The sequence below is a fragment of the Streptomyces sp. NK15101 genome (assembly GCF_020400725.1).
In the GTDB taxonomy this organism is placed as follows: domain Bacteria; phylum Actinomycetota; class Actinomycetes; order Streptomycetales; family Streptomycetaceae; genus Streptomyces.
This window is the reverse complement of record NZ_JAINVG010000048.1, coordinates 1-24269: the sequence shown is the minus strand read 5'-3', so window position 1 is coordinate 24269 and position 24269 is coordinate 1. Positions and strand designations below refer to the sequence as shown.

At 72.9% G+C, this 24269-nt stretch carries 21 protein-coding genes and 1 pseudogene; 14 read left to right on the top strand and 8 right to left on the bottom strand.

Annotated elements, in window-relative coordinates:
- Positions 1 to 56 precede the first annotated feature (56 nt).
- The 4 genes from K7G60_RS24105 to K7G60_RS24090 all read left to right on the top strand — a co-directional run bounded on the left by K7G60_RS24105 (position 57) and on the right by K7G60_RS24090 (position 3683).
- A complete protein-coding gene (locus tag K7G60_RS24105; RefSeq protein WP_225803025.1) occupies positions 57 to 1580 on the top strand; it encodes an NAD(P)/FAD-dependent oxidoreductase in 1524 nt (507 codons plus the stop codon).
- Entirely contained in the window at positions 1577 to 2500 is a 924-nt protein-coding gene (locus tag K7G60_RS24100) for an alpha/beta fold hydrolase (RefSeq protein ID WP_374115670.1), read from the top strand. Before K7G60_RS24105 ends, K7G60_RS24100 begins: the two co-directional genes overlap by 4 nt.
- Positions 2497 to 3387 carry an SDR family oxidoreductase gene (locus K7G60_RS24095; RefSeq protein ID WP_225803024.1) on the top strand — a complete coding sequence of 297 codons (891 nt, stop codon included), beginning with the start codon at positions 2497 to 2499 and terminating at the stop codon, positions 3385 to 3387. The genes K7G60_RS24100 and K7G60_RS24095 overlap by 4 nt, the downstream gene beginning before the upstream one ends.
- Before the next feature lie 110 nt (positions 3388 to 3497).
- On the top strand, positions 3498 to 3683 hold the full coding sequence (locus K7G60_RS24090) for a hypothetical protein (protein ID WP_225803023.1): 186 nt from the start codon (positions 3498 to 3500) through the stop codon (positions 3681 to 3683).
- Positions 3684 to 3738: 55 nt separating this feature from the next.
- Here the strand turns inward: K7G60_RS24090 and K7G60_RS24085 are convergent, their stop codons facing one another.
- On the bottom strand, positions 3739 to 5889 hold the full coding sequence (locus K7G60_RS24085) for an FG-GAP-like repeat-containing protein (RefSeq protein ID WP_225803022.1): 2151 nt from the start codon (positions 5887 to 5889) through the stop codon (positions 3739 to 3741).
- Positions 5890 to 6004: 115 nt separating this feature from the next.
- On the opposite strand from K7G60_RS24085, the gene K7G60_RS24080 reads away from it, so the two are divergent.
- Positions 6005 to 6505 carry a GNAT family N-acetyltransferase gene (locus K7G60_RS24080; RefSeq protein WP_225803021.1) on the top strand — a complete coding sequence of 167 codons (501 nt, stop codon included), beginning with the start codon at positions 6005 to 6007 and terminating at the stop codon, positions 6503 to 6505.
- Here K7G60_RS24080 and K7G60_RS24075 read toward each other — a convergent pair.
- The gene (locus tag K7G60_RS24075) at positions 6502 to 9807 is read right to left on the bottom strand and encodes a S41 family peptidase (protein ID WP_225803020.1); all 3306 of its coding nucleotides are present in this window, start codon (positions 9805 to 9807) and stop codon (positions 6502 to 6504) included. The two genes, K7G60_RS24080 and K7G60_RS24075, sit on opposite strands and share 4 nt — an antisense overlap.
- A 161-nt stretch (positions 9808 to 9968) precedes the next feature.
- Here K7G60_RS24075 and K7G60_RS24070 point away from each other — a divergent pair, with 161 nt between their 5' ends.
- Together K7G60_RS24070 and K7G60_RS24065 are read left to right on the top strand one after the other, a co-directional pair.
- A complete protein-coding gene (locus K7G60_RS24070; RefSeq protein ID WP_225803019.1) occupies positions 9969 to 10541 on the top strand; it encodes a TetR/AcrR family transcriptional regulator in 573 nt (190 codons plus the stop codon).
- 105 nt (positions 10542 to 10646) lie between these two features.
- Complete coding sequence (locus tag K7G60_RS24065) at positions 10647 to 12806, top strand: MMPL family transporter (protein WP_225803018.1); 2160 nt, start codon at positions 10647 to 10649, stop codon at positions 12804 to 12806.
- A 27-nt stretch (positions 12807 to 12833) separates the two neighbouring features.
- Here the strand turns inward: K7G60_RS24065 and K7G60_RS24060 are convergent, their stop codons facing one another.
- Positions 12834 to 13196 (bottom strand): SsgA family sporulation/cell division regulator, encoded by a 363-nt coding sequence (locus K7G60_RS24060; protein ID WP_225803017.1) that lies wholly within the window; start codon positions 13194 to 13196, stop codon positions 12834 to 12836.
- Between the two features lie 244 nt (positions 13197 to 13440).
- On the opposite strand from K7G60_RS24060, the gene K7G60_RS24055 reads away from it, so the two are divergent.
- The 6 genes from K7G60_RS24055 to K7G60_RS24030 all read left to right on the top strand — a co-directional run bounded on the left by K7G60_RS24055 (position 13441) and on the right by K7G60_RS24030 (position 18486).
- Positions 13441 to 14466 carry an energy-coupling factor ABC transporter permease gene (locus K7G60_RS24055; RefSeq protein ID WP_225803016.1) on the top strand — a complete coding sequence of 342 codons (1026 nt, stop codon included), beginning with the start codon at positions 13441 to 13443 and terminating at the stop codon, positions 14464 to 14466.
- 1 nt (position 14467) lies between these two features.
- A complete protein-coding gene (gene cbiQ / locus K7G60_RS24050; protein ID WP_225803015.1) occupies positions 14468 to 15229 on the top strand; it encodes a cobalt ECF transporter T component CbiQ in 762 nt (253 codons plus the stop codon).
- The gene (locus K7G60_RS24045) at positions 15226 to 15966 is read left to right on the top strand and encodes an energy-coupling factor ABC transporter ATP-binding protein (protein WP_225803014.1); all 741 of its coding nucleotides are present in this window, start codon (positions 15226 to 15228) and stop codon (positions 15964 to 15966) included. Before cbiQ ends, K7G60_RS24045 begins: the two co-directional genes overlap by 4 nt.
- Before the next feature lie 139 nt (positions 15967 to 16105).
- Positions 16106 to 16606, top strand: a complete 501-nt coding sequence (locus K7G60_RS24040) for a hypothetical protein (protein ID WP_225803013.1) — start codon at positions 16106 to 16108, stop codon at positions 16604 to 16606.
- Positions 16607 to 16662: 56 nt separating this feature from the next.
- Positions 16663 to 17868: a serine hydrolase domain-containing protein gene (locus tag K7G60_RS24035; protein ID WP_374115669.1), complete on the top strand. Its 1206-nt coding sequence runs from the start codon at positions 16663 to 16665 to the stop codon at positions 17866 to 17868.
- Between the two features lie 111 nt (positions 17869 to 17979).
- The gene (locus K7G60_RS24030) at positions 17980 to 18486 is read left to right on the top strand and encodes a YbaK/EbsC family protein (protein WP_225803012.1); all 507 of its coding nucleotides are present in this window, start codon (positions 17980 to 17982) and stop codon (positions 18484 to 18486) included.
- 9 nt (positions 18487 to 18495) lie between these two features.
- Here the strand turns inward: K7G60_RS24030 and K7G60_RS24025 are convergent, their stop codons facing one another.
- Positions 18496 to 19113, bottom strand: coding sequence for a LysE family translocator (locus K7G60_RS24025; protein WP_225803011.1), 618 nt, complete (start codon positions 19111 to 19113; stop codon positions 18496 to 18498).
- A gap of 95 nt (positions 19114 to 19208) precedes the next feature.
- On the opposite strand from K7G60_RS24025, the gene K7G60_RS24020 reads away from it, so the two are divergent.
- The gene (locus K7G60_RS24020) at positions 19209 to 19991 is read left to right on the top strand and encodes an SDR family NAD(P)-dependent oxidoreductase (protein WP_225803010.1); all 783 of its coding nucleotides are present in this window, start codon (positions 19209 to 19211) and stop codon (positions 19989 to 19991) included.
- Positions 19992 to 20001: 10 nt separating this feature from the next.
- Here K7G60_RS24020 and K7G60_RS24015 read toward each other — a convergent pair whose 3' ends face one another.
- The 4 genes and pseudogenes from K7G60_RS24015 to K7G60_RS24000 all read right to left on the bottom strand — a co-directional run.
- Positions 20002 to 20853: an EamA family transporter gene (locus K7G60_RS24015; RefSeq protein WP_225803009.1), complete on the bottom strand. Its 852-nt coding sequence runs from the start codon at positions 20851 to 20853 to the stop codon at positions 20002 to 20004.
- On the bottom strand, positions 20850 to 21347 hold the full coding sequence (locus K7G60_RS24010; protein WP_225803008.1) for a YbaK/EbsC family protein: 498 nt from the start codon (positions 21345 to 21347) through the stop codon (positions 20850 to 20852). Before K7G60_RS24010 ends, K7G60_RS24015 begins: the two co-directional genes overlap by 4 nt.
- A 57-nt stretch (positions 21348 to 21404) precedes the next feature.
- Positions 21405 to 23048: a penicillin-binding transpeptidase domain-containing protein gene (locus K7G60_RS24005; RefSeq protein WP_225803007.1), complete on the bottom strand. Its 1644-nt coding sequence runs from the start codon at positions 23046 to 23048 to the stop codon at positions 21405 to 21407.
- A 96-nt stretch (positions 23049 to 23144) separates the two neighbouring features.
- Positions 23145 to 24269 (bottom strand): annotated as a pseudogene (locus tag K7G60_RS24000) (tachylectin-related carbohydrate-binding protein); the annotation flags it as partial.

Here is a 24269-nt window from a genome sequence, read left to right as displayed (position 1 = left end):
GTCCAACCGTGCCAGTGATTGCTGGCGGAATCTTGGCCGGGCGCACGGGAGGCGGCATGGCGAAGCACGAGCACGTCAGGGTGGCGGTGATCGGAGCGGGGTTCGGCGGCATCGGGGCCGCCGTCCGGCTGCGCCGCGAGGGGATCACCGACTTCGTCGTCCTGGAGCGGGCCGACTCCGTGGGCGGCGCCTGGCGCGACAACAGCTACCCCGGCTGCGCCTGTGACGTCCCCTCCCACCTCTACTCCTTCTCCTTCGCGCCCAACCCGGACTGGCCCAGGACCTTCTCCGGGCAGCGCCACATCCGCGCCTACCTGGAGCACGTCACCGACACCTTCGGGATCCGCCCGCACCTGCGCCTGAACCACGAGATGCTGAAGGCGCGGTGGGACGCGGAGGCGCTGCGCTGGGAGATCGAGACCAGCGGCGGCACCTTCAGCGCCGAGGTCCTCGTCTCCGCCGGCGGACCGCTCTCCGACCCGAAGATCCCCGACATCCCGGGCCTCGCCGACTTCCCCGGCAAGGTCTTCCACTCGGCTCGCTGGGACCACGACTACGACCTCCGCGGCAAGCGCGTCGCCATGGTCGGCACCGGCGCCTCCGCCATCCAGATCGTGCCCGAGATCCAGCGCGAGGTCGGCAGGCTCACGCTCTTCCAGCGCACGCCCCCGTGGGTCATGCCCCGCATGGACCGCGCGATCAGCGGCTTCGAGCGCCGGCTGCACCGGGCGCTCCCCGCCACGGCGACCCTGCGCCGGGGCATCCTCTGGGGCATCCGCGAGCTCCAGGTCGGCGCCTTCACCAAGCACCCGAACGAGCTGGGCCTGGTCGAGAAGCTCGCCAAGGCCAACATCGCCCGGTCCATCAAGGACCCGGAGCTGCGGGCCAGGCTGACGCCCTCGTACCGCATCGGCTGCAAGCGCATCCTGCTGTCCAACACGTACTACCCCGCGCTCGCCCAGCCCAACGTGGACGTCGTCGCCTCCGGGCTGCGCGAGGTCCGCGGCTCCACCGTGATCGCCGCCGACGGCACCGAGACCGAGGTCGACGCGATCGTCTTCGGCACGGGCTTCCACGTCACCGACATCCCGATCGCCGAGCGCGTCGTCGGCGCCGAGGGGCACACCCTGGCCGAGTCCTGGAAGGACGGCGTCCAAGTGCTGCGCGGGGCCACCGCCGGCGGGTTCCCCAACCTCATGATGATCATCGGACCGAACACCGGCCTCGGGAACTCCTCCATGATCCTCATGATCGAGTCCCAGCTGAACTACATGGCCGACTACCTCCGCCAACTGAACGTCCTGGGAGGCCGCTCCGCCCTCGCCGTCCGCCCCTCCGCCGTCAACGCCTGGAACCGCAAGGTCCAGGCCCGGATGGAGCGGACCGTGTGGAAGGCCGGCGGCTGCAACAGCTGGTACCTCGACGCCAGCGGCCGCAACACCACCCTGTGGCCGGGCACCACGGCCGAGTTCCGGCGCGAGACCCGGCAGGTCGACCTCTCCGAGTACGAGGTGATCCGCGCCCCCAGGACCGCGCCCGCCGTCCGTCGCCCCTCGAAGAAGAAGGAGGCCGCCCAGTGAGCCGCCACCTGACCCCGCTGCCCGAGTCCCGCGCGCTCACCGCCGTCTCCGCCGACGGCTCCCCGATCCACGTCGAGGTGTACGGCCCCGAGGGCGCGCCCGCCGTGGTCCTGTCCCACGGCTGGACCTGCTCGATCGCCTTCTGGGCCGAGCAGATACGGTCCCTCGCCGCCGACCACCGGGTCGTCGCCTACGACCAGCGCGGCCACGGCCGGTCCCCGGCGCCCGCCGCGACCGGCGGCTCGGGCTACTCGACGACGGCGCTCGCCGACGACCTGGAGGCGGTGCTCGCGGCCACCCTCGGTCCCGGCGAGCGGGCCGTCCTGGCCGGCCACTCCATGGGCGGCATGACGCTCATGGCGGCCGCCGGCCGGCCCGGCTTCCGGCAGCACGCCGCCGCCGTCCTGCTCTGCTCCACCGGCCCCTCGCGGCTGACCGCGGAGGCCACCGTCGTACCGCTCGGGCCCGGCGGGCTGCGGAGCCGGCTGACGGCGGCCGTCCTCGGCGCGAAGGCGCCGCTCGGCCCGGTCAACGCCGTGTCGAAGAGGATCCTGAAGTACGCGACGATGGGACCGGGTTCGGCGCCGGAACGGGTCGAGGCCTGCGCGCGGATCGTGCACGCCTGCCCGCGCGGCGCCCGGTACGGCTGGTCGCAGGTCCTGGCGGGGCTCGACCTCGAAGCGGGACTGAGGGAGCTCCGGGTGCCGGCGGCCGTGCTCGTCGGCACCGCCGACCGGCTCACCCCGCCCGTCCACTCCCGCGCGATGGCGGAGGCGCTGCCGCACTGCACGGGGTTCGTCGAGCTGGCCGGCATGGGCCACATGACACCGGTGGAGGCCCCGGAGGCCGTCACCGCGCAGATCCGCGAACTGACCCTCACTTACCTGGGAGTCAAGGAGAACGAGGAGGCAGGGGCATGAGCAGGACGAGCCTGGAAGGGCAGGTCGCGGTCGTCACCGGCGGGGCCCGCGGAGTCGGGGAGCTCCTCGCCCGCAAGCTCTCCGCGCGCGGTGCGAAGATCGCGCTCGTCGGCCTGGAGCCGGAGCAGCTCAAGGAGGTCGCCGGGCGGCTGCACACGGAGGCCGACTGGTGGCACGCCGACGTCACCGACCACGAGGCGATGGCCCGGGTCGCGGCGGAGGTGAAGGAGCGGTTCGGGAAGGTCGACATCGTCGTCGCCAACGCCGGTGTGGCGGCGGGCGGTCCGTTCGTCGACTCCGACCCGGTCGCCTGGCGGCGGGTCATCGAGGTCAACCTCATCGGCGGCGCCGTCACCGGCCGGGCCTTCCTGCCCGTCCTCATGGAGTCGCGCGGGTACTTCCTCCAGATCGCCTCGCTCGCCGCGATCACGCCCGCCCCGATGATGACGGCGTACTGCGCCTCGAAGTCGGGCGTCGAGGCCTTCGCGCACAGCCTGCGCGCCGAGGTCGCGTACAAGGGCGTGAAGGTCGGCGTCGGCTATCTGTCCTGGACCGACACGGACATGGTGCGGGGCGCGGACCAGGACGACGTGATGAAGGAGCTGCGGCAGCGGCTGCCGTGGCCCTCGAACCGCACGTACCCCCTGGGCCCGGCCGTGGACCGGATCGTTGCGGGCATCGAGCGGCGCTCGGCCCATGTGTACGCGCAGTGGTGGCTGCGCGGGATGCAGTCGGTCCGCGGCTATCTGCCGGGCGTGATCGCCACGGTGGGGAAGCGGGAGATGCGGCGCTTCGAGCCGCGCCTGAGCTCGGTCTCCAAGGGCCTGGTGGGCGCGGGCGGCGCGGCCGACGAGCGGGCGCGCGCGGAGGGCTCCTCCGCGCGGTAACCCTCCGTAAACGATCGAAATGCGTGGAATGTTCGCTCGTGCGAGGCTGGTCGAGGCCGGAGGGGCACCCCGCCCCCGGCCCTCCCTCACCCTTCTAGGAGTGAACTTCGATGGGTATGCAGGACCAGATCAAGGACAAGGCGCAGCAGCTCAAGGAGCAGGCGCGGCAGGCCGCCGGCAAGGCGAAGGACGAGGCTTCCGAGCGCGCCTCCAAGGGGCGCGGCCGCTCCGAGGAGGAGGCCCGCCGGGGCCGCCAGGAGGCCCAGGAGCGCATGGACCAGGGCCGCGACGCCTGACGTCGTCCCGTCCTTGGAGGAGGCGCACCCGGGAGACCGGGTGCGCCTTCGCGCGTCAGGCGATGCTGTTGTACGGGCCGCCGCCGATGGCGATGGTCAGGCCCGCGAGTTCCCGGCCGAGGAACGGGGCCTCCCAGTCGCCGGTGCCTCGGTAGAGGTAGTCCTCCCTCTGAGGGCCGAAGCCGACCAGGTCGGGGCGGCCGTCCCGGTTCGCGTCACCGACGCCGACGAGGTGCTGGTACGTGTTCCAGCCGCCGCCGATCCTGGTCCGGGCGGCGAAGGTGCCGTCGCCCTTGCCGAGGTAGAGCCAGAGGACGCCGGCCGCGTCCCGGGCGACCAGGTCTCCGGCAGGTCCGCCCGCGATGTCGCCGACGGCGGTCAGCTGGTTGTAGGTGCCCCAGCCGTAGCCGATCTTCTTCCGGGGTGCGAAGGGTGCGGTGGCGCCGCCCGTGCCCTTGTACAGGTACAGGTCGCCCGCCTTGTCGGTGGCGACCAGGTCCGCGCGGCCGTCGCCGGTCAGGTCGCTGCCGCCGGCGAGCTGGGTGTAGGCGTTCCACCCGGCGCCGATCTTCGTCCGGGTGCCGAAGCCGCCGCGCCCGTTGCCCTGGTACAGCCAGAGGACGCCGGCGGTGTCCCGGGCGACGAGGTCACCGACCGTGGAACCGGCGAGGTCGCCGGTGGCCTCGATCCGGTCGTAGATCTGCCAGCCGGTGCCGATCTGCTGCCGGGGGCGGGCCTGGAGTTGCGTGGAGTACGCGGTGTCCGCGCGCCACAGCCGACCGGAGCCGTCTCGGAGGAGGACGTCCGGGGCGCCGTTGTCGTCGAAGTCGTGGGGCTTGGGGGTGCGGACGGCCCTGAAGCCGCCGGTCGCGGTGGCGGTCGGGCCGAGGCCGTTGAGCGGTCGGGCCGTCAGCTTCCAGGTGTAGTCGCCGTTGTATTCGCCCTGCCAGTCGAAGGTCGTGCTCGCCTTGGACTGGGGGTAGTCGTAGAGCGTCTGGGTCTGTCCGGTCCGGGTGTGGCGCACGGTGAGCGTCACCTCCGCACCGGTTCGGGACAGGTTCCAGGTGAACTTCGTGTGGCCCGCGTTCTTGTCGAGGTCGACCGTGGCGGGGACGTCGTCGCCGGTGATCGTCAGGGCGGTGGGTTCGCCCGTGGTCGCCACCAGGGTCACGGCGGGGGTGTCGTTCCCCGTCGCCGTGATCCGGTACATCCCCTCGCCCTGGGTGAGGCTGCCGCCGCGCACGTACAGGCTGCCGTCGGGGGCGGCGGCGGTCGAGGTGAGGTGGTCGAGGAGCTTCACCTTGGCGTGGGTGACCGGGTTGTAGGCGGTGAGGGCGTACAGCGGTCCCGGGCCGTAGTACAGGCCGCCCGTTTCGCCGTACACGACCCAGCCGCCGACCAGACCGACCTGGAAGTGGTCGCCCCAGGTGCTCTCGACCGGGATCCTCTGGACGGCGCCGGTGGAGCGGTCCACGAGGAAGATCGTCGGCTGGGAGCCGTCGGTGTCCTTCGCCAGGGCGATGTGCGTCTCGGAGACGGCCTTGACGACGGCGTCCTTCGGGACCTCGGGGGCGAGGACGACCTCCTTGAACGCGCCGGTGGCGAGGTCGATCGTGCCCCACTTCCCCAGACCGTCCGCGGCGAAGTGCACCCGGGCCTCGCCGGGGGTGGCCGGCAGCAGCACGAAGTTCGTGGCGCCGGCCGGGAGGCCGGTCACGGTCACCGTGCCTCCCTCCGCGGTGTGCTCGCGCAACACCGTGCCCCTGGTCGTGAACACGGCGTTCGCCGCGGACCCGATGTACTCCGTCGTGCCGTCGAGGGGGACCTGGAAGCTCGACATGGTCGTCAGGTCCCGGACGGTGACCTGGTAGTGGCCGACGAGCACCAGGTAGTCGTCGGTCCGCGTCGACCGCAGACGGGTGTAGTAGCCGTCGTAGCCGGACCCCGAGTCCTGTCCGTACCAGGCGAAGCGCCTGATGCTGCCGTCCGCGGACTGGGTGAGGAAGCCCTTCACACCGGCGTCGACCAGCGTGTGGCCCCTGGGGAAGGCGAACGGGGCCACGTCGGCGTCCGCCGTGACGGCCGCCGTCCCTGCCACGGGGGCGGCGCTCGCCGGGACGGCGAGGGCGCCCGCGCCGAGGGTGACGGCGAGGACGGTGGAGACGGCGGCGACCAGCCACCGGCGCGTCGAGCGAGCACGGGGCACGTTCGGATTCCTCTTTCTCCTGAACACTGGCGCACTCCGCGCCGCACCTGTTCAGACCTGCGGCAGGCCGAAAAGTTGTACGCGTCCGGTGGCGGATCTTCGTACGGTGATCGCCATGGCCGTACTTGAGCGTCTCCGACCCGATCACGCCCCCGCCCTGCTCGCCTTCGAGCGGGAGAACCGGGGATTCTTCGCCGCCCGGGTGCCCGACCGGGGCGACGCGTACTTCGAGGAGTTCGACGACAGGCTCCGGGAGCTGATCGAGGCGCAGGAGGCGGGGGAGATCCACTTCCATGTGCTCGTCGCCGAGGGCGGGGAGATCGTCGGTCGGGTCAACCTCGTCGAGGTGGACCCCGTCGCGGGCAGCGCCGAGCTCGGCTACCGCCTCGCCGAGAAGGCGACCGGACGGGGGCTCGCGACCCGGGGGGTGCGGGAGGTGTGCCGGCTGGCCGTCGAGGAGTACGGGCTGAGCCGGCTCACCGCCGTCGTGACCCTGGGCAACGACGCGTCGAGCGCCGTGCTCGCCCGCGCCGGGTTCGGGGCCGTGGGCGGGGTGACGCTCGACGACGGCGAACCGGGCACGGCGTACGAGCTGGAACTGGCTCCGGTCTCCTAGCCGTTCTCCGGCCTCGGCGGCAGTTTCGGGCGGGAGCGGTCCGGGAGGGACTCGTAGCCCGGGGGGCTCGCCGCCGGGGTCTCGTCCAGGAGGGCGAGGGCGACGTGGACCGCGTCGTCGAGCTGGGCGTGCCGGCCCTCGGCCCAGTCGAGGGGGGTGCGGAGGATCGCGAGGTCGGGTTCGACGCCGTGGTTCTCCAGGGACCAGCCGTACTCGGGGAACCAGGCCGCGTTCATCGGCACCGTGATCTGGGTGCCGTCGCCGAGCCGGTGGCGGCCGGTCATGCCGACGACCCCGCCCCACGTGCGCTGCCCGACGACGGGGCCGAGCCCGAGGAGCTTGAAGGCGGCGGTGATCATGTCGCCGTCGGACGAGGTGGCCTCGTCGGCGAGGGCGACGACGGGGCCGCGCGGGGCGTTGGAGGCGTAACTGACGGGCTGGGCGTTCCGGGTGAGGTCCCAGCCGAGGATCCGGCGGGTCAGCTTCTCGATGACGAGTTCGCTGATGTTGCCGCCGGCGTTGCCGCGCACGTCGACGATGAGGGCCGGCCGGGAGACCTCCATGCGCAGGTCGCGGTTGAACTGGGCCCAGCCGGAGCCGCCCATGTCGGGGATGTGGAGGTAGCCGCAGCGGCCGCCGCTGACCTCGCGGACGACCTCACGGCGCTTGGCGACCCAGTCCTGGTAGCGCAGGGGGCGTTCGTCGATGAGCGGGACGACGGCGACGCGGCGGGCGCGCCCCTCGCCCTCGGCGGGGACGAAGGTGAGCTCGACGGTGGTGCCGCCGGTGCCGGAGAGCAGCGGGTACGGGCCGGTGACCGGGTCGACGGGCCGGCCGTCGACGTGGGTGAGGACGGCGCCCTCGCGGATGCCGGTGCCGGCGAGCGGGGAGCGGGCCTTGGAGTCGGAGGACTCGCCGGGCAGGATCCGCTTCACGGTCCAGCCGGCCTCGCGGGGCACGAGGTTGGCCCCGAGGAGGCCCATGGGCCGCTGGTAGTGCGGTGGTCCCTCGTTGCGGCGGGCGGGGGTGACGTACGCGTGCGAGGTGCCGAGTTCGCCCATCACCTCGCGGAGCAGGTCGGCGAACTCGTCGGGGGAGGCGACCCGTTCGACGAGGGGACGGTACTGGTCGAGGACGGCCGTCCAGTCGACCCCGCCCATGCCGGGCTCCCAGAAGTAGGCGCGGACGATCCGGCCGGCCTCGTCGAAGGCCTGCCGCCATTCGGCGCCGGGGTCGATCTCGTGCAGGATGCGCCGCAGGTCCAGGTAGACGGTGGAGTCGCCGTCCCCGGGCTCGGTGGCGGGCACGGCCCGCAGTTCGCCCTCGTCGGCGAGGACGAGCCGGGTGCCGTCGCCGCTGACGGCGAACCAGTCGAGGTCCTTGGCGAGTTCGCTCCTGCGGGCCTTGGTGATGGAGAAGTGCTCCAGGGTGGGCTTGCCGGAGGTGTCGGCGGGGTTGGCGAAGGTCTCGCCGAGCGCGCCCGAGATGGGCCAGCGCAGCCAGACCAGGCCGCCGCCGCTGACCGGGTGCAGCGCCGAGTACTTGGAGGCGGCGACCGGGAAGGGCGTGACCCGGTCGGGGAGTCCCTCGATCTCGACGGTGACCGTGCCGTCGCCGGTCTCGGTGTCGTCGTCGGCGGGGTCGAGGCCGCCGGCCGCCGGCCGCCCGTCGGGGAGGAGCGCGAAGGGGGAGGGCGTGGCGGAGGAGAGCGGGACGAGGTAGGGGCGGCAGCCGAGCGGGAAGGACAGGTCGCCGGTGTGCACGTCGTACACGGGGTCGAAGCCGCGCCAGGAGAGGAAGGCGAGGTAGCGGCCGTCGCGGGTGAAGACCGGGTTCTCGTCCTCGAAGCGCCCGTTGGTGACGTCGACGACGGTGCGGGCGCCGGGGCCGGAGATCCGGGCCATCTTGATGGAGCGCAGGGAGCGGCCGATGCCCGGGTGGGACCAGGTCAGCCAGTCGCCGTCGGGGGAGAAGGCGAGGTCGCGGACAGGTCCGTTGACGGACCTGATCAGCTCGGTGACCTCGCCGTTGGACTCCTCCGTCGCGTCCAGGAGGAGGAGCCGGCCGTCGTGGGAGGCGAGGGCGAGCCGCTCGCCGTCGGGGTCGGAGACGAGCTCCTCGACCCGGCCGAGCTCGCCCGAGGCGAGCCTGCGGGGCGGCCGGTCGCCGCTGGCGCGCGGGAGGTAGGCGACCTCGATCGCGTCCTCGCCCTCGGCGTCGGTGACGTACGCGACCTGGCCGCCGCTGCCGAGCATCTCGGGGAGCCGGACGCGGACGCCGGGGGTGTCGACGATGGTGCGGGCGGGGCCGTCGCGGTGGGTGAGCCAGTAGAGGCTGCCGCGCACGGAGACGGCGGAGGCCCGGCCGGTCTCGTCGACGGAGACGGCGTCGACGTGGTGGGCGGCCGGCACCTGGTAGGGGCGGCGGCCGACGCGCTGGCCGCCGAGCCGCACCTCCAGCCTGCGGGGACGGGAGTCGGCGGTGAGGGCGTCGACGATCCACAGTTCGCCCGCGCACTGGTAGACGACCCGGCGTCCGTCGCTGGAGGCGTGCCGGGCGTAGAAGTCGTCGTGGTCGGTGTGGCGGCGCAGGTCGGTGCCGTCGGGCAGGCAGGAGTAGAGGTTGCCGATGCCCTCGTGGTCGGAGAGGAAGGCGATCCGGCCGTCGACGACCATGGCGCAGTCGAGGTGGCCGCCGAGGTCGGGCAGCAGCCGTTCGCCGTGGAGCCAGAGGCGGCCGGTGGCGCCGCCCAGGTACCGCTTCCAGGCGGCCGGTTCGTGCGGCGGCTTGCCGGTGAGGAGGAGGGTGCGGCGCTCGGTGCCGGTTCCGCAGACGGCGGGGTCGTCGGTGAGGGCGATGTCCGAGACGGGGCCCCAGGGCTGGCGGAGGCCGGGGGAGCCGTCGGTGGGCACGGTGTAGGCCCAGGAGTAGTACGAGAAGGGCTGTCCGTGCGAGGAGACGGCGAGGATGTCGGAGCGGCCGTCCTTGTCGGGGGGCGTCCAGCCGCAGACCCGGGTGTCGGTGGAGCCCCAGTAGGTGAGCCGCCGGGCGGTGCCGCCCTCTATGGGGACGAGATGGATCTCGGGGTCCAGGCTGCGCCAGTTCGTGTACGCGATGTGCCGTCCGTCCGGCGAGAAGCGCGGGTGGCCGACCCGCGTCCGGTCGACGGTGAGGCGCCAGGCCCGGCCGGGGCTCCGGCCCTCGGGGACGAGCGGGGCGATCCACAGGTCGTCCTCGGCGGCGAAGCACAGCAGGTCGTCGTGGAGGTGCGGAAAACGGAGATACGCGACGTCGTCACTCACCTCCTCATGCTTTCCGCGCGGACGGGGTGCGGCAACTCGTACGGGTGTGCGTCCTGGGTCCGTCGTGTGGTCCAGGACACGTACGAAACGGTTTCGTTTCGCTGAGGGCGGGGGTATCTTCGTACTGTACGAAACCGTTTCGTTCGGTCCGGAGGTCCCGCATGGCCCGCAGCAGACTCACTCCCGAGCGGGAGTCCGAGCTGTACGCAGCCGTGCTCGACCTCCTCCGCGAGGTCGGCTACGACGCCCTCACCATGGACGCCGTCGCCGCCCGCACCCACTCCAGCAAGGCCACCCTCTACCGCCAGTGGGGGAGCAAGCCCGAGCTGGTCGCCCGGGCGCTGCGCGCGAACAAGCCGTCCCATCTCGCCGAGATCGACACCGGCTCCCTGCGCGGCGACTTCCAGGAGATGGTGGCGAGGACCGACGACTGCCAGATGGAGAAGGACTCCGCGCTGATGCGGGGCCTGGCCCATGCCATCCACACCAACCCCGAACTGCACCGGGCACTGCGCGAGCTGCTCATCGAACCCGAGATGAACGGCTTCGACGAAGTGCTGAACCGGGCGATCCGCAGGGGCGAGGTCGACGCCGGCAACCCGGCGCTCAAGCTCATCCCGCACATGCTGATCGGCGCGTTCATCGCCCGGCCGCTGATCGACGACCAGCCGGTCGACCGCGCCTTCCTCGGCGCCTACGTCGACGCCGTCGTGCTCCCCTCACTCGGCGTCTGACCTCCGGCAGCACCAGTTCCACCCGCTCCACCTGACGACGAACCGCTCACGCCGTCGGGCCGGCTCCCCATGCCCTGTCCCACCCCACACCGGGAGTACGCCCCCGTGGCCACGTTCCTCTACAAGCTGGGCCGCACCGCCTTCCGGCGCCGACGGCTCGTCGCCCTCCTCTGGGTGGCGCTCCTCGCGATCGCCGGCATCGGTGCCGCCACCGCGCCCACCGCCACCTCCAGCTCCTTCTCGATCCCCGGCACCGAGGCACAGCGCGCCTTCGACCTGCTCGAAGAGCGCTTCCCGGGCGCCGGAGCCGACGGGGCCACCGCCCGCGTCGTCTTCAAGGCCCCCGCGGGCGAGAAGATGACCGACCCGGCCCACAAGACCGTCGTCGAGGAGACCGTCGCCGCGCTCAAGTCCGGCTCGGACCAGATCGTCCAGGTCACCGACCCGTACACCGCGCACGCCGTCTCGCAGGACGGCTCCACCGCCTACGTCTCGGTCTCCTACAAGGTCAACGCCATGGAGCTGACCGACGAGACCCGCGAGGCCCTCAAGGACGTCGGCCACGACGCGCAGGGCAAGGGGCTGACCGTCGAGATCGGCGGCGACGCGCTCCAGACCATGCCCGAGCAGGGCGCGAGCGAGGCCATCGGCATCGTCCTCGCGGGCATCGTGCTCGTCATCACCTTCGGCTCGCTCGTCGCGGCCGGGCTCCCGCTGCTCACCGCGGTCATCGGCGTCGGCATCGGCGTCTCGTCGATCACCGCGCTCGCGAACGTCCTGGACCTCGGCACCACGACCTCCACGCTCGCGTCGATGATCGGCCTCGCCGTCGGCATCGACTACGCCCTCTTCATCGTCTCCCGCTACCGCGCGGAGCTCGCCGAGGGCCGTGAGAAGGAGGAGGCCGCGGGCCGGGCCGTCGGCACCGCCGGCTCCGCCGTCGTCTTCGCCGGACTCACCGTCGTCATCGCCCTGGTCGGCCTGGCCGTCGTCAACATCCCGATGCTGACGAAGATGGGCCTCGCCGCCGCCGCCACGGTCGTGATCGCGGTCCTCATCGCGCTCACGCTCATCCCGGCGCTGCTCGGCTTCGCGGGCGACAAGGTCGTCGGCCGCAAGCAGCGCAAGGGCACCGCCGAGGTGAGCGACAAGCCCAACGGCGGCACCCGCTGGGCCCGCTTCGTCATCCGCCGCCCGCTGATGGTGCTGATCGTCGGCGTCCTCGGCCTCGGCGCGATCGCCGTGCCCGCCGCCTCCCTGGAGATGGGCCTGCCGGACGACGGCGCGAAGCCCACCTCCACCTCCGAGCGCCGGGCGTACGACACGCTGTCCGACGGCTTCGGCCCCGGCTTCAACGGCCCGCTGCTCGTCGTCGTGGACGGCGACAGGGCGACCGCCGACCGGGCGGTCTCCACGATCAAGGGCCTCGACGGCTGGGCGGCGGTCACCCCGGCGACCCCGAACAAGGCCGGCGACGCCGCGATGATCACCGTGGTCCCGAAGGACCGACCGTCCTCGACCGCCACCGAGGACCTGGTCCACGACATCCGCGACGCCACGGGCGACGACGTCCTCGTCACCGGCGCCACCGCGATGAACATCGACTTCTCGCAGAAGATGAACGACGCGCTCGTGCCGTACCTGGCGCTCGTCGTCGGCCTCGCCTTCGTCCTCCTGACCCTCGTCTTCCGCTCGGTCCTCGTCCCCCTGAAGGCGGCCCTCGGCTTCCTGCTCTCGGTGGTCGCGGCCCTCGGCGCGGTCGTCGCGGTCTTCCAGTGGGGCTGGCTCGGCAGTCTCTTCGGCGTCGAGCAGACCGGCCCGATCATGTCGATGATGCCGATCTTCATGGTGGGCGTCGTCTTCGGCCTCGCGATGGACTACGAGGTCTTCCTCGTCACCCGGATGCGCGAGGCGTACGTGCACGGGCAGCGGCCCGGCGAGGCGATCGTGACCGGCTTCCGGCACAGCGCCCGGGTGGTCACCGCCGCCGCGGTGATCATGATCGCGGTCTTCTCCGGCTTCATCGGCATGGACGACCAGATGGTCAAGATGATCGGCTTCGGCCTGGCCGCCGCCGTCCTCTTCGACGCCTTCGTGGTCCGCATGGCGATCGTCCCGGCCGTCCTGGCGCTCCTCGGCCACAAGGCCTGGTGGCTGCCGAAGTGGCTGGACCGGCTCCTGCCGAACGTGGACGTGGAGGGCGAGGCGCTCGCCGAGCCCGCGGGCGGGCCCGGCGCGGTGAGGCCGGACCTCGTGAAGGCCTGATCCCCGGCCGGCTCCGTACGTGCGCCGTCAGCGTGTCGTCATCGACGACGTGCCGGCGGCGTACGTGTGCTTCAGGAAGCGCAGCAGGGCGTTGGTGTCGAACTGCACGACCGTGACCCCGTCGTCCCGGTGGAGCTCGACGACCGTCTGCACCCGGCCGCACGGCCAGACGCCGATGTCGCCGCGGCGGGTCGGGGTGCGCATCCCCGTCTCCAGGACGGTGCGCGGGAAGGACCACTCGACGGCGTCCGGGAAGACGAAGCGGACGGTCCCGGGGGAGTGGTCGGGGTCGTAGCGCAGGGCCACGGGAACGGGGCGGGAGAGGGGGGCGTCGCTGATGATCCGCCCCTTGGCATGGTCGTCGATCACGTGTTCGTCTACGGCGGCCATGGTGACTCCTCACCTTTTGTCCTCTTGTCTACCAATGTCCCACTCCTTCCCGGCGGGCGCGCGGCGCATGCCGGGACGACGGCAGGTGTGGGCGGGGTCACGCGCCGCCCCGCCGTCGGCGCGTGCGGGACCGTGCGCCGCCCCGGCCGCCGGCGTGTGCGGGGGCGGTCGCGTCCGTGCGCCCCGATTCTGTGACCGATGCGCTCTTGCAACCTCTTCGCAAGAGCGCTCTATCATTTCGGACGTGCATGTACCCGACGGATTCATCAACGCCCCCGTATCGGCCGCCGCCGGTGTCGTCGCCGCCGGCGCCGTCGCCGCCGGCCTGCGCGGAGCCCGCCGCGAACTGGACGAGCGGACCGCGCCCCTCGCCGGCCTCGTCGCGGCCTTCATCTTCGCCGTGCAGATGCTGAACTTCCCGGTCGCCGCCGGCACCAGCGGCCATCTCCTCGGCGGTGCGCTCGCCGCGATCCTCGTCGGACCCTGGACCGGCGTCCTGTGCATGGCCGTCGTCCTGCTCATGCAGGGGATCCTCTTCGCCGACGGCGGCCTCACCGCCCTCGGCGTGAACATCACGGTCATGGGCGTCGTCACCGTCGTCGTCGCCTACGCCCTCTTCCGCGGCCTGGTCCTCGTCCTGCCGCGCACGCGCCGCTCGGTGACCGTGGCCTCGTTCGTCGCCGCGCTCGTCTCCGTCCCGGCCGCGGCCGCCGCCTTCACCCTCGTCTACGCGATCGGCGGCACCACCGACGTCCCCCTCTCCAAGGTCCTCACGGCCATGCTCGGCGTGCACGTCCTCATCGGCATCGGCGAGGCCGTCATCACCATGCTCACCGTCGGCGCCGTCGTCGCCGTCCGCCCCGACCTGGTGCACGGCGCCCGCGGCCTGACCGCGCCGCTCAAGCTCCGCGTCGACGGCGAACTCGTCGACGCCGCCCCCGCCGCCGCCCCGGCCGCCGGCGGCTCCCCGAAGAAGCTGTGGATCGGCGGCGTCGTCACCGCCCTCGTCCTCGCCGGCTTCGTCTCCTTCTACGCCTCCGCCAGCCCCGACGGCCTGGAGAAGGTCGCCGCCGACCAGGGCATCGACAAGAACGTCGAGGAGCACGCCGCCGCGGACTCCCCGCTCGCCGACTACGGCGTCAAGGGCATCGAGGCCCCCCGCCTCTCCGGCGGTCTCGCCGGCGCGATAGGCGTCGGCGCGACCCTCGCCGTCGGCAGCGGCGCCTTCTGGGTCGTCCGCCGCCGCAAGACCGCCGCCCTGGAGGCCTGACATGGGAGCGGGGCACGCCCACAAGCTCTACCGGCACGGGCACTCGCCCGTCCACGAGCTGCCCCCGCACACCAAGCTCGCCGCCGTCCTCGGCTTCGTCGTGGTCGTCGTCTCGACGCCCCGCGAGGCCGTCTGGGCCTTCGCCCTCTACGCCGCGCTCCTCGCGGGCGTCGCGGCGAGGGCCCGCGTCCCGGCCGGCTTCCTGCTGAAGCGGCTGCTCATCGAGATCCCGTTCGTCGCCTTCGCGCTGCTCATGCCCTTCGTGGTCCCCGGCGAGCGGACGACGGTCCTCGGCCTCTCGCTGAGCGTCCCCGGCCTGTGGGGCGCCTGGAACGTCCTCGCCAAGGGCACCCTCGGCGTCGCCGCCTCCGTGCTCCTCGCCTCCACCACCGAACTGCGGGCCCTCGTCCTCGGCCTCCAGCGCCTCAAGCTGCCGCCGCTGCTCGTCCAGATCGCCTCGTTCATGATCCGCTACGGCGACGTCATCACCGACGAGATGCGCCGCATGTCCGTCGCCCGCCGCTCGCGCGGCTTCGAGGCGAAGGGCGTCCGCCACTGGGGCGTCCTCGCCAAGTCCGCCGGCGCGCTCTTCATCCGCTCGTACGAGCGCGGCGAACGCGTCCACCTCGCCATGGTCAGCCGCGGCTACACGGGCACCATGCCGGTCATCGACGAGGCGACCGCCACCCGCGCCCAGTGGACGTACGCCGCCGCCCTGCCGCTCACCGCACTCCTGATCTGCCTCCTGGGATGGACCCTATGACCGCCTCGCTGGAAGTGCGCGGCCTCGCGTACGCCTACCCCGACGGCCACCAGGCCCTCTTCGGCGTGGACCTGACCGTCGGGCGCGGCGAACGGGTCGCCCTGCTCGGCCCCAACGGCGCCGGCAAGACCACCCTCGTCCTCCACCTCAACGGCATCCTCACCGGCGGCGCGGGCACCGTCACCGTCGCCGGGCTGCCCGTCGGCAGGAAGCACATGGCCGAGATCCGCCGCAAGGTCGGCATCGTCTTCCAGGACCCCGACGACCAGCTGTTCATGCCGACCGTCCGCGAGGACGTGGCCTTCGGCCCGGCCGCGGCGGGCCTGCGCGGCGCCGAGCTCGACGCGGTCGTGCGGAAGGCGCTCGCGAGGGTCGGCATGGAGGAGTTCGCCGACCGGCCCCCGCACCACCTCTCCTTCGGGCAGCGACGCCGGGTCGCCGTCGCGACCGTCCTCGCCATGGAGCCGGAGATCCTCGTCCTCGACGAGCCGTCCTCCAACCTGGACCCGGCCTCGCGCCGCGAACTCGCCGACATCCTCCGCTCCCTGGACGTCACCGTCCTGATGGTCACCCACGACCTGCCGTACGCCCTGGAACTCTGCCCCCGCTCGGTGATCCTCAGCGAGGGCGTCATCGCCGCCGACGGGCCGACCGCCGGGATCCTCGCCGACGAGGAGCTGATGGCCCGGCACCGCCTGGAGCTGCCCTTCGGCTTCGTACCGAGCTCCGTGGCCTGACTTTGGTCCGACCGGCTGGACATGCCGGTGGGTCGTGCCGGGACGCTCGGAGTGGTGGCGGCGCCGAGGTTATGAAGGGAATCGGATGACAGTTCGTCGTTCGATCCCCTTCGTGAACACCACCCTCAGGAGACGCACTATGCGCCCCATCAGAGCCGCCTGCCTCGGCACGGCCACGCTGGTCGCCCTTCTCGCCTGTGCCCCCGTCGCGGGCGCCGCCGCGACGGACACCGGTTCCGCCCACGCCAGGGACAAGGCCCGGACCATCACACTCCGGGCCGTGGTGCGGGAGCTGCACCGCTTCCCCGTCGTCGAAGGCAGCGTCTCGCCGGGCGATCGGGTCGTCGCCCGCTCGGACCTCTCGTACTTCTCGGACGAGACGCACACCAAGATCGGTGAGAGCCACGTCACCTGCACCACCACCCGGGGCGGCGCCGACGAAGCGGAGCAGTGCGTCGCGACCTACGTCCTCCCGGGCGGCGAGCTCACCGTGCAGGGGATGTACTTCAACTACCTCGACCAGGGGCCCTTCGACAACGCGATCACCGGCGGCACCGGGAGGTACGACAAGGCTCGTGGCTCGGTCCACTCCGAGCCGAACGGACCGGGCGTGAGGACGTTCACGATCCACCTCGCCTGACCTCCCCCGGCGTCCACCTGACCCCGGAATCCGACCGTCCCCCCTCGCGTTGCACCATGGGAACCGGTCGTACGAAGGAGAGTGTGGGTCAGGTGGACGTCCAGGGCACGGTGGCGGCGGGCTGGGAGCCGGTCAGGGACGCGTTCCTGCGCAACTTCGAACAGCGGGGCGAGCGCGGCGCGGCCGTCGCCGTCCACCGGGACGGCGTGAAGGTCGTCGACCTGTGGGCCGGCAGCCGTGACGCCGACGGCACGGACCCGTGGACCGCCGACACCGCCCAGGTCGTCCGCTCGGCCACCAAGGGCGTCGCCGCCGCCGTCCCCCTCCTCCTGCACCAGCACGGACTGCTCGACCTGGACGCCCCCGTCTCCTCGTACTGGCCCGACTTCAAGGCGCACGGCAAGGACCGGGTGACCGTACGGCAGCTCCTCGCGCACCGGGCCGGGGTGCCCGTCCTCGACCGGCCCCTCAGCCTCGCCGAGGCCGTCGACCTGCCGACGGCGACCGGCGCGATAGCCGCCCAGGCGCCCGTCTGGGAGCCCGGCACCGCCCACGGCTACCACGCCCACACCTTCAGCTGGCTGCTCTCCGGCCTGGTCCACCGCGTCACCGGCCGCACCATCGGCCGCTGGGTCGCCGAGGAGATCGCCGACCCCCTCGGCCTCGACCTGTGGATCGGCCTGCCCGACGCCGAGACCCACCGCGTCGGCCGGCTCGGCCCCGTCGAGGAGCTCGATCCGCCGGGCGGCGGCGCGCTCAAGCTCCGTCCCAAGCGCTCCGTCACCGAGGCCTACCTGAACCCGGACTCCCTCACCCGGCGCGCCTTCGGGGTCATCGACCCCGGGCCCGACGAGAACGACCCCGTCTACCGGGCCGCCGAACTCCCCGGCTCGGCCGGCGTCGCCACCGCCCGCGCCCTCTCCCGCTTCTACGCCGCCACCCTCGGCCCCGTCGACGGCACCGGACGCCTCTTCGCCCCCGCCACCCTCGCCCTCGCCCGCGCCGAGGAGTCCGCGGGCCTGGACAAGGTGCTGCTCGTAGGCACGCGCTTCGGACTCGGCCACATGCTGCACGGCCCGGCCTCCCCGCTCCTCGGCCCGTCCTCCTTCGGCCACCCCGGCCGCGGCGGCTCCCTCGGATTCGCCGACCCGGACGCGGGGATCGCCTTCGGGTACGTCACCAACGGCATGCGCAAGACGGTCACGGCCGACCCGCGCGCCCAGGCGCTGGTGCGCGCGGTCCGCTCGGTGACGGAGGCCTGAGGCGGCGGCCCGCGACCGGCGGCCCGGGTGTCGTGCCGTCCCGGCGCCCCGGCGACGGGCGTAGGGTCAACTCGCCCGAGCAACGGACCACTTGCAAGCCGGAGGAACCGCATGACCACGGACGCCACGGACATCGCCGGGGACACGTACGAGAAGCTGCTCGCCCTCCTCGACGAGCGCGGCGCGGCCTACCGGGTGATCGAGCACGCCCCCGAGGGCGCCACCGAGGCGGTCAGCGCGCTGCGGGGCCACGCGCTCGACCGGGCGGCCAAGTGCATCATCGCCATGGTGAAGATCGGCAAGAAGGAGAAGCGCTTCGCGCTCGTCGTCGTACCGGGCGACCGGCGCGTCGACCTCGCCGCGGTGAAGGCGCTGTACGGCGGCACGTACGTCTCCTTCGCCTCCCCGGAGACCGCCGAGGAGCTCGCGGGCTCCCCGAGCGGCACCATCCTCCCCTTCGCCTTCGACGAGCGCCTCGAACTCGTCGTGGACCCCGCCCTGTTGGCGCAGCCGGAGTTCTTCTTCAACGCGGCCCGGCTCGACCGCTCGATCGCCCTCTCCGCCGAGGACTACCGGGCGATCGCCGAACCGCGCGTCGAGCGCGTGTCCACCGGCTGACCGGCGGGATCAGGCGACGGCCGGCGTGAGCGCCAGGACCATCCCGAGCCCGACGAGCACCGTCCCGACGACCTTGTTGAGCACGGCCTGCTTCCGCAACAGCCGGGCGCGCAGGGGCCGGTGGGAGAAGAGGACCGCGGCGAGACCGAACCACGCCAGGTGCGCGAACGACATGAACAGGCCGTAGCCGGCCTGCTGGAGGACGGGGGTGTCGGCGCTGACGACCTGGGTGTAGGTGCTCAGCACGAAGAGCATGGTCTTCGGGTTGAGCGCGTTCGTCAGGAAGCCGGTGCGCAGCGCCCCCGCCCTCGACAGGCCGGTGCCGTCCGACAGGTCGATGTCCACCCGGGACCTGGTGACGAAGGTCCTGTACCCGATGTAGACCAGGTACGCGGCGCCGATCAGCTTCATCGCGGTGAACAGCACCGGCGAACGCGACACCAGGAGACCCACGCCCAGCATGGTGTACGCGACGTGGACGAGCACGCCCGCCGCGATCCCGACCGCCGCGAGGACGCCCGCCGTCCGCCCGTACAGACAGCTGTTCCGGACGGTCATCGCGAAGTCCGCGCCGGGGCTGACGACAGCCAGGACCGTGATGACCGCTACGGCTATGAGCTGGCCCATTTTCCCGTCTTCTCGCTCAGGTGACACAGGACCTGCGACGTTAGGCGATCACCAGGGCGTTGCGGGAGGGTTTCCCGGGATGCTGGGATCGTCCCATGGACCTCAGGGAGCGTTTCGACGGGTACGCGGTACTGGTCACGGGCGCGGCGCGCGGCATCGGAGCGGCCACCGCCCGGCGGCTCACGGCGGAGGGAGCGCGGGTCCTCGTCACGGACGTCGACGAGGAAGCGGCCCGCAGGACGGCCGGGGAGCTGCCCGGGGCGGAGGCGCTGCGCTGCGACGTCGGCGACCGGGCGTCGGTCGACGCGGCCGTCGCGTACGCGGTGAAGGCCTTCGGCCGCCTCGACGTCCTCGTCAACAACGCCCTCGCCCCCGTCGCCCCCGACCGGGACCGCTTCGAGGACGAGCCCGACGAGAGCTGGGCCGGCCAGCTGGACGTCACCCTGATGGGCGCCGTCCGCTGCTCCCGGGCGGCCATGCCGCACCTCGCGGCGGCCGGCGGGCGCGGGGCGATCGTCACGATCGGCTCGGTCAACGCGGAGGCGGACTTCGGCGGCCACGCGTACAGCGCGGCCAAGGCGGGCCTCGCGTCCCTCACCCGCACCCTGGCCGGCGACGCGGCGCCGCGCGGGGTGCGGGTCAACCAGATCAACCCGGGCACCGTCGCGACGACCGCCTGGGCGGGCCGGGAAGCCGACCTCGCGGCCCTGGCCACCCGCGTCTACCCCCTGGGCCGGGTCGGCACCCCGGAGGACGTGGCGGCGGCGGTGGCCTTCCTGGCCTCCACGGACGCCTCCTGGATCACGGGCACGACGCTCCGCGTGGACGGCGGCCTGCTGGCGGTGAACACCCACTTCGGGGAGGTGCTGGGCGACTGAGGCCGCCCGCTCACCCCGCGTGCAGCATCAGCCCGATCCCCACCACCATCAGGCCCGCCGCCGCGATCCTCGGGACGCCGAAGCGCTCCTTGAAGAAGAGGGCGCCGATGGCCGCGCCCACGATGATGGAGGACTCGCGCAGGGCGGCGATCGGGGCCAGGGGGGCCTTCGTCTGGGCCCAGAGGACGAGGGCGTACGCCGCGACCGAGAGGGCCGCGCCGAGGAGGCCCCGGGCCGCGTACGGGCGGAGCTGGGGGAGGAGCGCCGCGCGGCGGGTCCAGAGGGCGTACGCCGGGATCGCGAGGCCCTCCAGGACCATCAGCCACGCGATGTAGCCGAGCGGTGTGCCGGAGGCGCGGACGCCGACGCCGTCGACGACCGTGTACAGGGCGATCGACAGGCCCGTAGCGCCCGCCGCGAGCAGTGCGGGCCAGTGCGGGCGGGCGTCCTTGCCGCGGATGCCCCACAGGGCGAGGCCCGTCAGGCCCGCGCAGGCCACCGCCACCCCGAGCAGCTGCCACCCGTCCGGCACCTCGTGGACGAAGACCGCCGCGAGGACGGTCACGACCAGCGGGGCCGTCCCGCGCGCGATCGGGTACATCTGGCCGAAGTCGCCGAGGCTGAACGAGCGCATCAGCAGGGCGTAGTAGCCGATGTGCAGCAGCGCGGACGCGATCAGGTACGGCCAGGCCCCCGCCGCCGGCAGCGGCACGAAGCAGGCCACGGCCATGCCGATCAGCGCCCCGCCGCCGGAGATCAGCGTGAAGGAGAGCAACTGCTCCTTGATGCCGTGCGCGATCGCGTTCCAGCCGGCGTGCGTGACGGCCGCGACGAGGACCGCGAGCGTGACGAGCGGCGTCACGCGGCGGGCTCGCGGACGTCCACCAGCGTGCCGCCGGCGTGCGCGACCAGTTCCTTCGGGTCCATCGCGAAGACCGTGTGCGGGGTGCCCGCCGCCGCCCACACCACCGCGTGGTCGAGGATCCCCCGGTCGGCGAGGACCCGCGTCCTGGTCCGGTGCCCGAACGGCGGCACGCCCCCGATCGCGTACCCCGTCGTCTCCCGGACCGCCTTCGCGTCCGCCCGGGTCACCCTCGCCGCGCCCAACTCCTGCCGCACCCGCTCGACGTCCACCCTGGAGGCGCCGTCGACCAGGACGAGGACCGGCACCCCGTCGGCCGCGAAGATCAGCGACTTCACGATCTCCGCGACCTCGCAGCCGATGGCCTCGGCGGCCTGCTGCGCGGTCCGGGTCTCGTCCGGGAACCGCCGGACCTCGACGTCGAGCCCCGACTCCCGGAGGGCGGAGGCGAACTGGGGGTGGGCGGCGGAAGCGGTGTCCTCGTCGGTCGTCATGGCCCGCACGCTAGCGGTCGGTGTACGGGCCACGCGACCGGGTTCCGGCGTCTTCGGTCACCCGGCCTTCAGGACCTGCGCGACCACCGGGCCCGCCGCGTCGGCGCCGTGACCGCCCGCCTGGACGACGGCGGCGGCGGCGAGGTCGCCGGAGTAGCCGGTGAACCAGCTGTTGGAGGTGGACTGGCCGTCGAGCTCGGCGGAGCCGGTCTTGGCGCCCTTGGGGGAGGGGACGCCGGCCATCGCGTCCGTGGCGGTGCCGCGCGGACTCGTCGCCGCCGCCCTCATCATCCGCCGCAGGCCGTCGGCGACCTCGGGCGAGAGCCGGTCCGCCGTGGCGAACTCACGGTCGTCGAGCTCCTTCGCCACCAGGTACGGCTGGAGGAAGCCGCCGTTCTTGGCGGTCGCGGAGAGCGAGGCGACGTTCAGGGCGCTCATCGTGATCCTGCCCTGGCCGATGTACGAGGCAGGGGTCTCGGCGCCCGCGGACTCGGGCACGGAGCCGTCCGAGGCCGGGACGCCGATGTTCCACTCCTGGCCGATGCCGAAGGAGTCGCGGGCGGTCGCGCCGAGGGCGGTGTCCGCGACGCCCTTGTCGCTGAGCTTGCTGATCGCCTTGATGAAGGCGGTGTTGCAGGAGCGGCTGAAGGCCTCGGTGAGGGTGCCGTCGGTGATGCTGAACCTGTCGAGGTTCTGGAAGGTCCTGCTCCTCGACATGACGTCGGGAGGACACTCGACCCGGGTGTCGGGCGTCGCCAGGCCGTGCTGCATCATCATCGTCGCCGTGACGATCTTCATCGTCGAACCGGGGGCCTGCTGGCCCTGGAGCGCGGTGTTGAACTCCTTGCCGGGGCTGTTGGCGACCGCCCGTATCGCCCCCGTCGACGGCTCGATCGCGGCCACCGAGGCCGAGCCGAAGCCCTTCACCGCCTTCTCGGCCGCCGCCTGGACGCCCGCGTCGATGGTGGTCTCCAGGGTGCCGGCCTTCCCCTTCCGCAGGACGAGCAGAGGAGTGTCGGCGATGGCCTCGCTGCCCGAGTCGATCCAGGTCTCGACGCCGGCCGTGCCGCCCGCCTTCGACGCGTACCGGCTGCGCAGCTCGTTCAGGACCGGCCCGAGCGAGGGGTACTTCTCCGCCGTCAGCTCCACGCCGTTCCGGTCGACGGCCTTCACGGACGCGGTCTTCGAGACGCCCGTCCGCAGGGTCCCGGCCGTCGTCAGCCGCGGGTGGAGCACGGCCGGCTGCCACTTCACGAGCGGGCGGCCGGTGGTCTGTCCGCGCACCACGGTCAGCTCGGAGGCGTACGACCAGTCCTTGGACACGTCCTCGTAGGTGACCGTCGCCTTCACGGTGAACGGCACCTTCGTCCCGACGGCCGCCCCCGGGGTGATGACCGCCTTCGAGACCTTCGCGCCCTCCCGGTAGCCGGCGACCGCCGGGCCCGCCGCGACCGGGTCGTTCGTCAGCTGGGCCGCCCGTTCCGGCTCCCCGGCGGCCCAGGCGGCCAGGAAGTCCTTCGCGGCCGTCGTGACCTCGTCGGCGGTGAGGGGCCCGGTTCTCGGCGCGGCCTCGTCGTAGGTGCCGACGCCCGAGTCGCCGCCCGTGATCCCGTTCCAGAGGTTGTAGCCCCCGTACCCGACGCCGCTCGCCACGACGACGAACACGCCCCCGACGATCGCGACCTTGGCCCCACTGCGCATGACTGCGCCTCCCCTCCCCAGGTGGACCCACGAGTGAATCAGCGGCCGTCGGGGCGTGTCGAGTCACTTCCGCCACATCTGTCAGACGCGGGCCGCTCAGAACATCAGGTCGTAGGTGTTCCAGCCGCCGCCGACGAGGGAGCGGGAGGAGCCGGGGACGAGGCCGGACAGGGGGTTGCGCACGCCCTGGTAGAGCCAGAGCTTGCCGTCCCTGTCCCGTGCGACGAGGTCGGGGTACTCGTCACGGCCGAGTTCGGCGGTGCCCGCGACCGCCGTGTACGTGTTCCAGCCGCCGCCGACGCGCTGGCGCTGCTGGAAGGGCGGGGAGGGGTAGGAGCCCCAGTAGTTGTACTTCCACAGCACGCCGTCCTTGTCGCGGCCCAGGGCCCCGTCGTGGGCGCCCGACATGGTCAGGGCGGTGTACGTGTTCCAGCCGCCGCCGACGCGCTGGCGCGGTCCGTACAGGGTGTTGTACTCCCTCTTGTACCGCCACAGCACGCCGTCCCTGTCCCGGGCGACCAGACTGCCGTCGCCGACGCCGACGAGGGCCGTATAGCTGTTCCAGCCGCCGCCGATCCGCTGCCGCGGCGCGAACGGGGCGTCGGGCTTGCCGGTGCCCTGGTAGTACCAGAGGACACCCGCCTTGTCGCGGGCGACGAGGTCGCCCCGGCCGTCGGCCGTGGGGCTCGTGAGCGGGACGACGGCGGTGTAGCCGTTCCAGCCGCCGCCGACGCGCTTGCGCGTCGCGAACGGCCGGGTGACGTCGCCGGTGCCCTCGTACCGCCACAGCACGCCGTCCCTGTCCCGCGCGTGCAGGGCGCCGCGCCGGCTCGCGGGGGGCGTCCCGGGGACGAAGTCGAGGCCGAGCCTGCCCTGGGCCACGGACGCGCCCGTGCTGTCCCACAGCCGGACCTTGGCCTCCAGGCTGCCCAGGACCGCAGCGGTCCGGTCGGCGTCCAGGGTGACGGTGTAGGTGAGGGTCTCGGCGGCCGGCACCGCGGGAAGGTCGAGGGAGGGGCTGGTGGGCGGATCGTTCAGCTCGGGCGGGAAGTAGGGCATGTGCCAAGCGCACTCCCCGTACGAGACGCCGTTGACCGAGCAGGTGGAGCGGATCACGTCCTCGCTCACCGGCGAGCTGCCCGCCTCGCCCTCCTTCAGCCAGGTGTCCAGCTCGAAGGAGGCGGTCACCGGCCCCTTGACGCCCGCCGGCAGCGTGGCGGT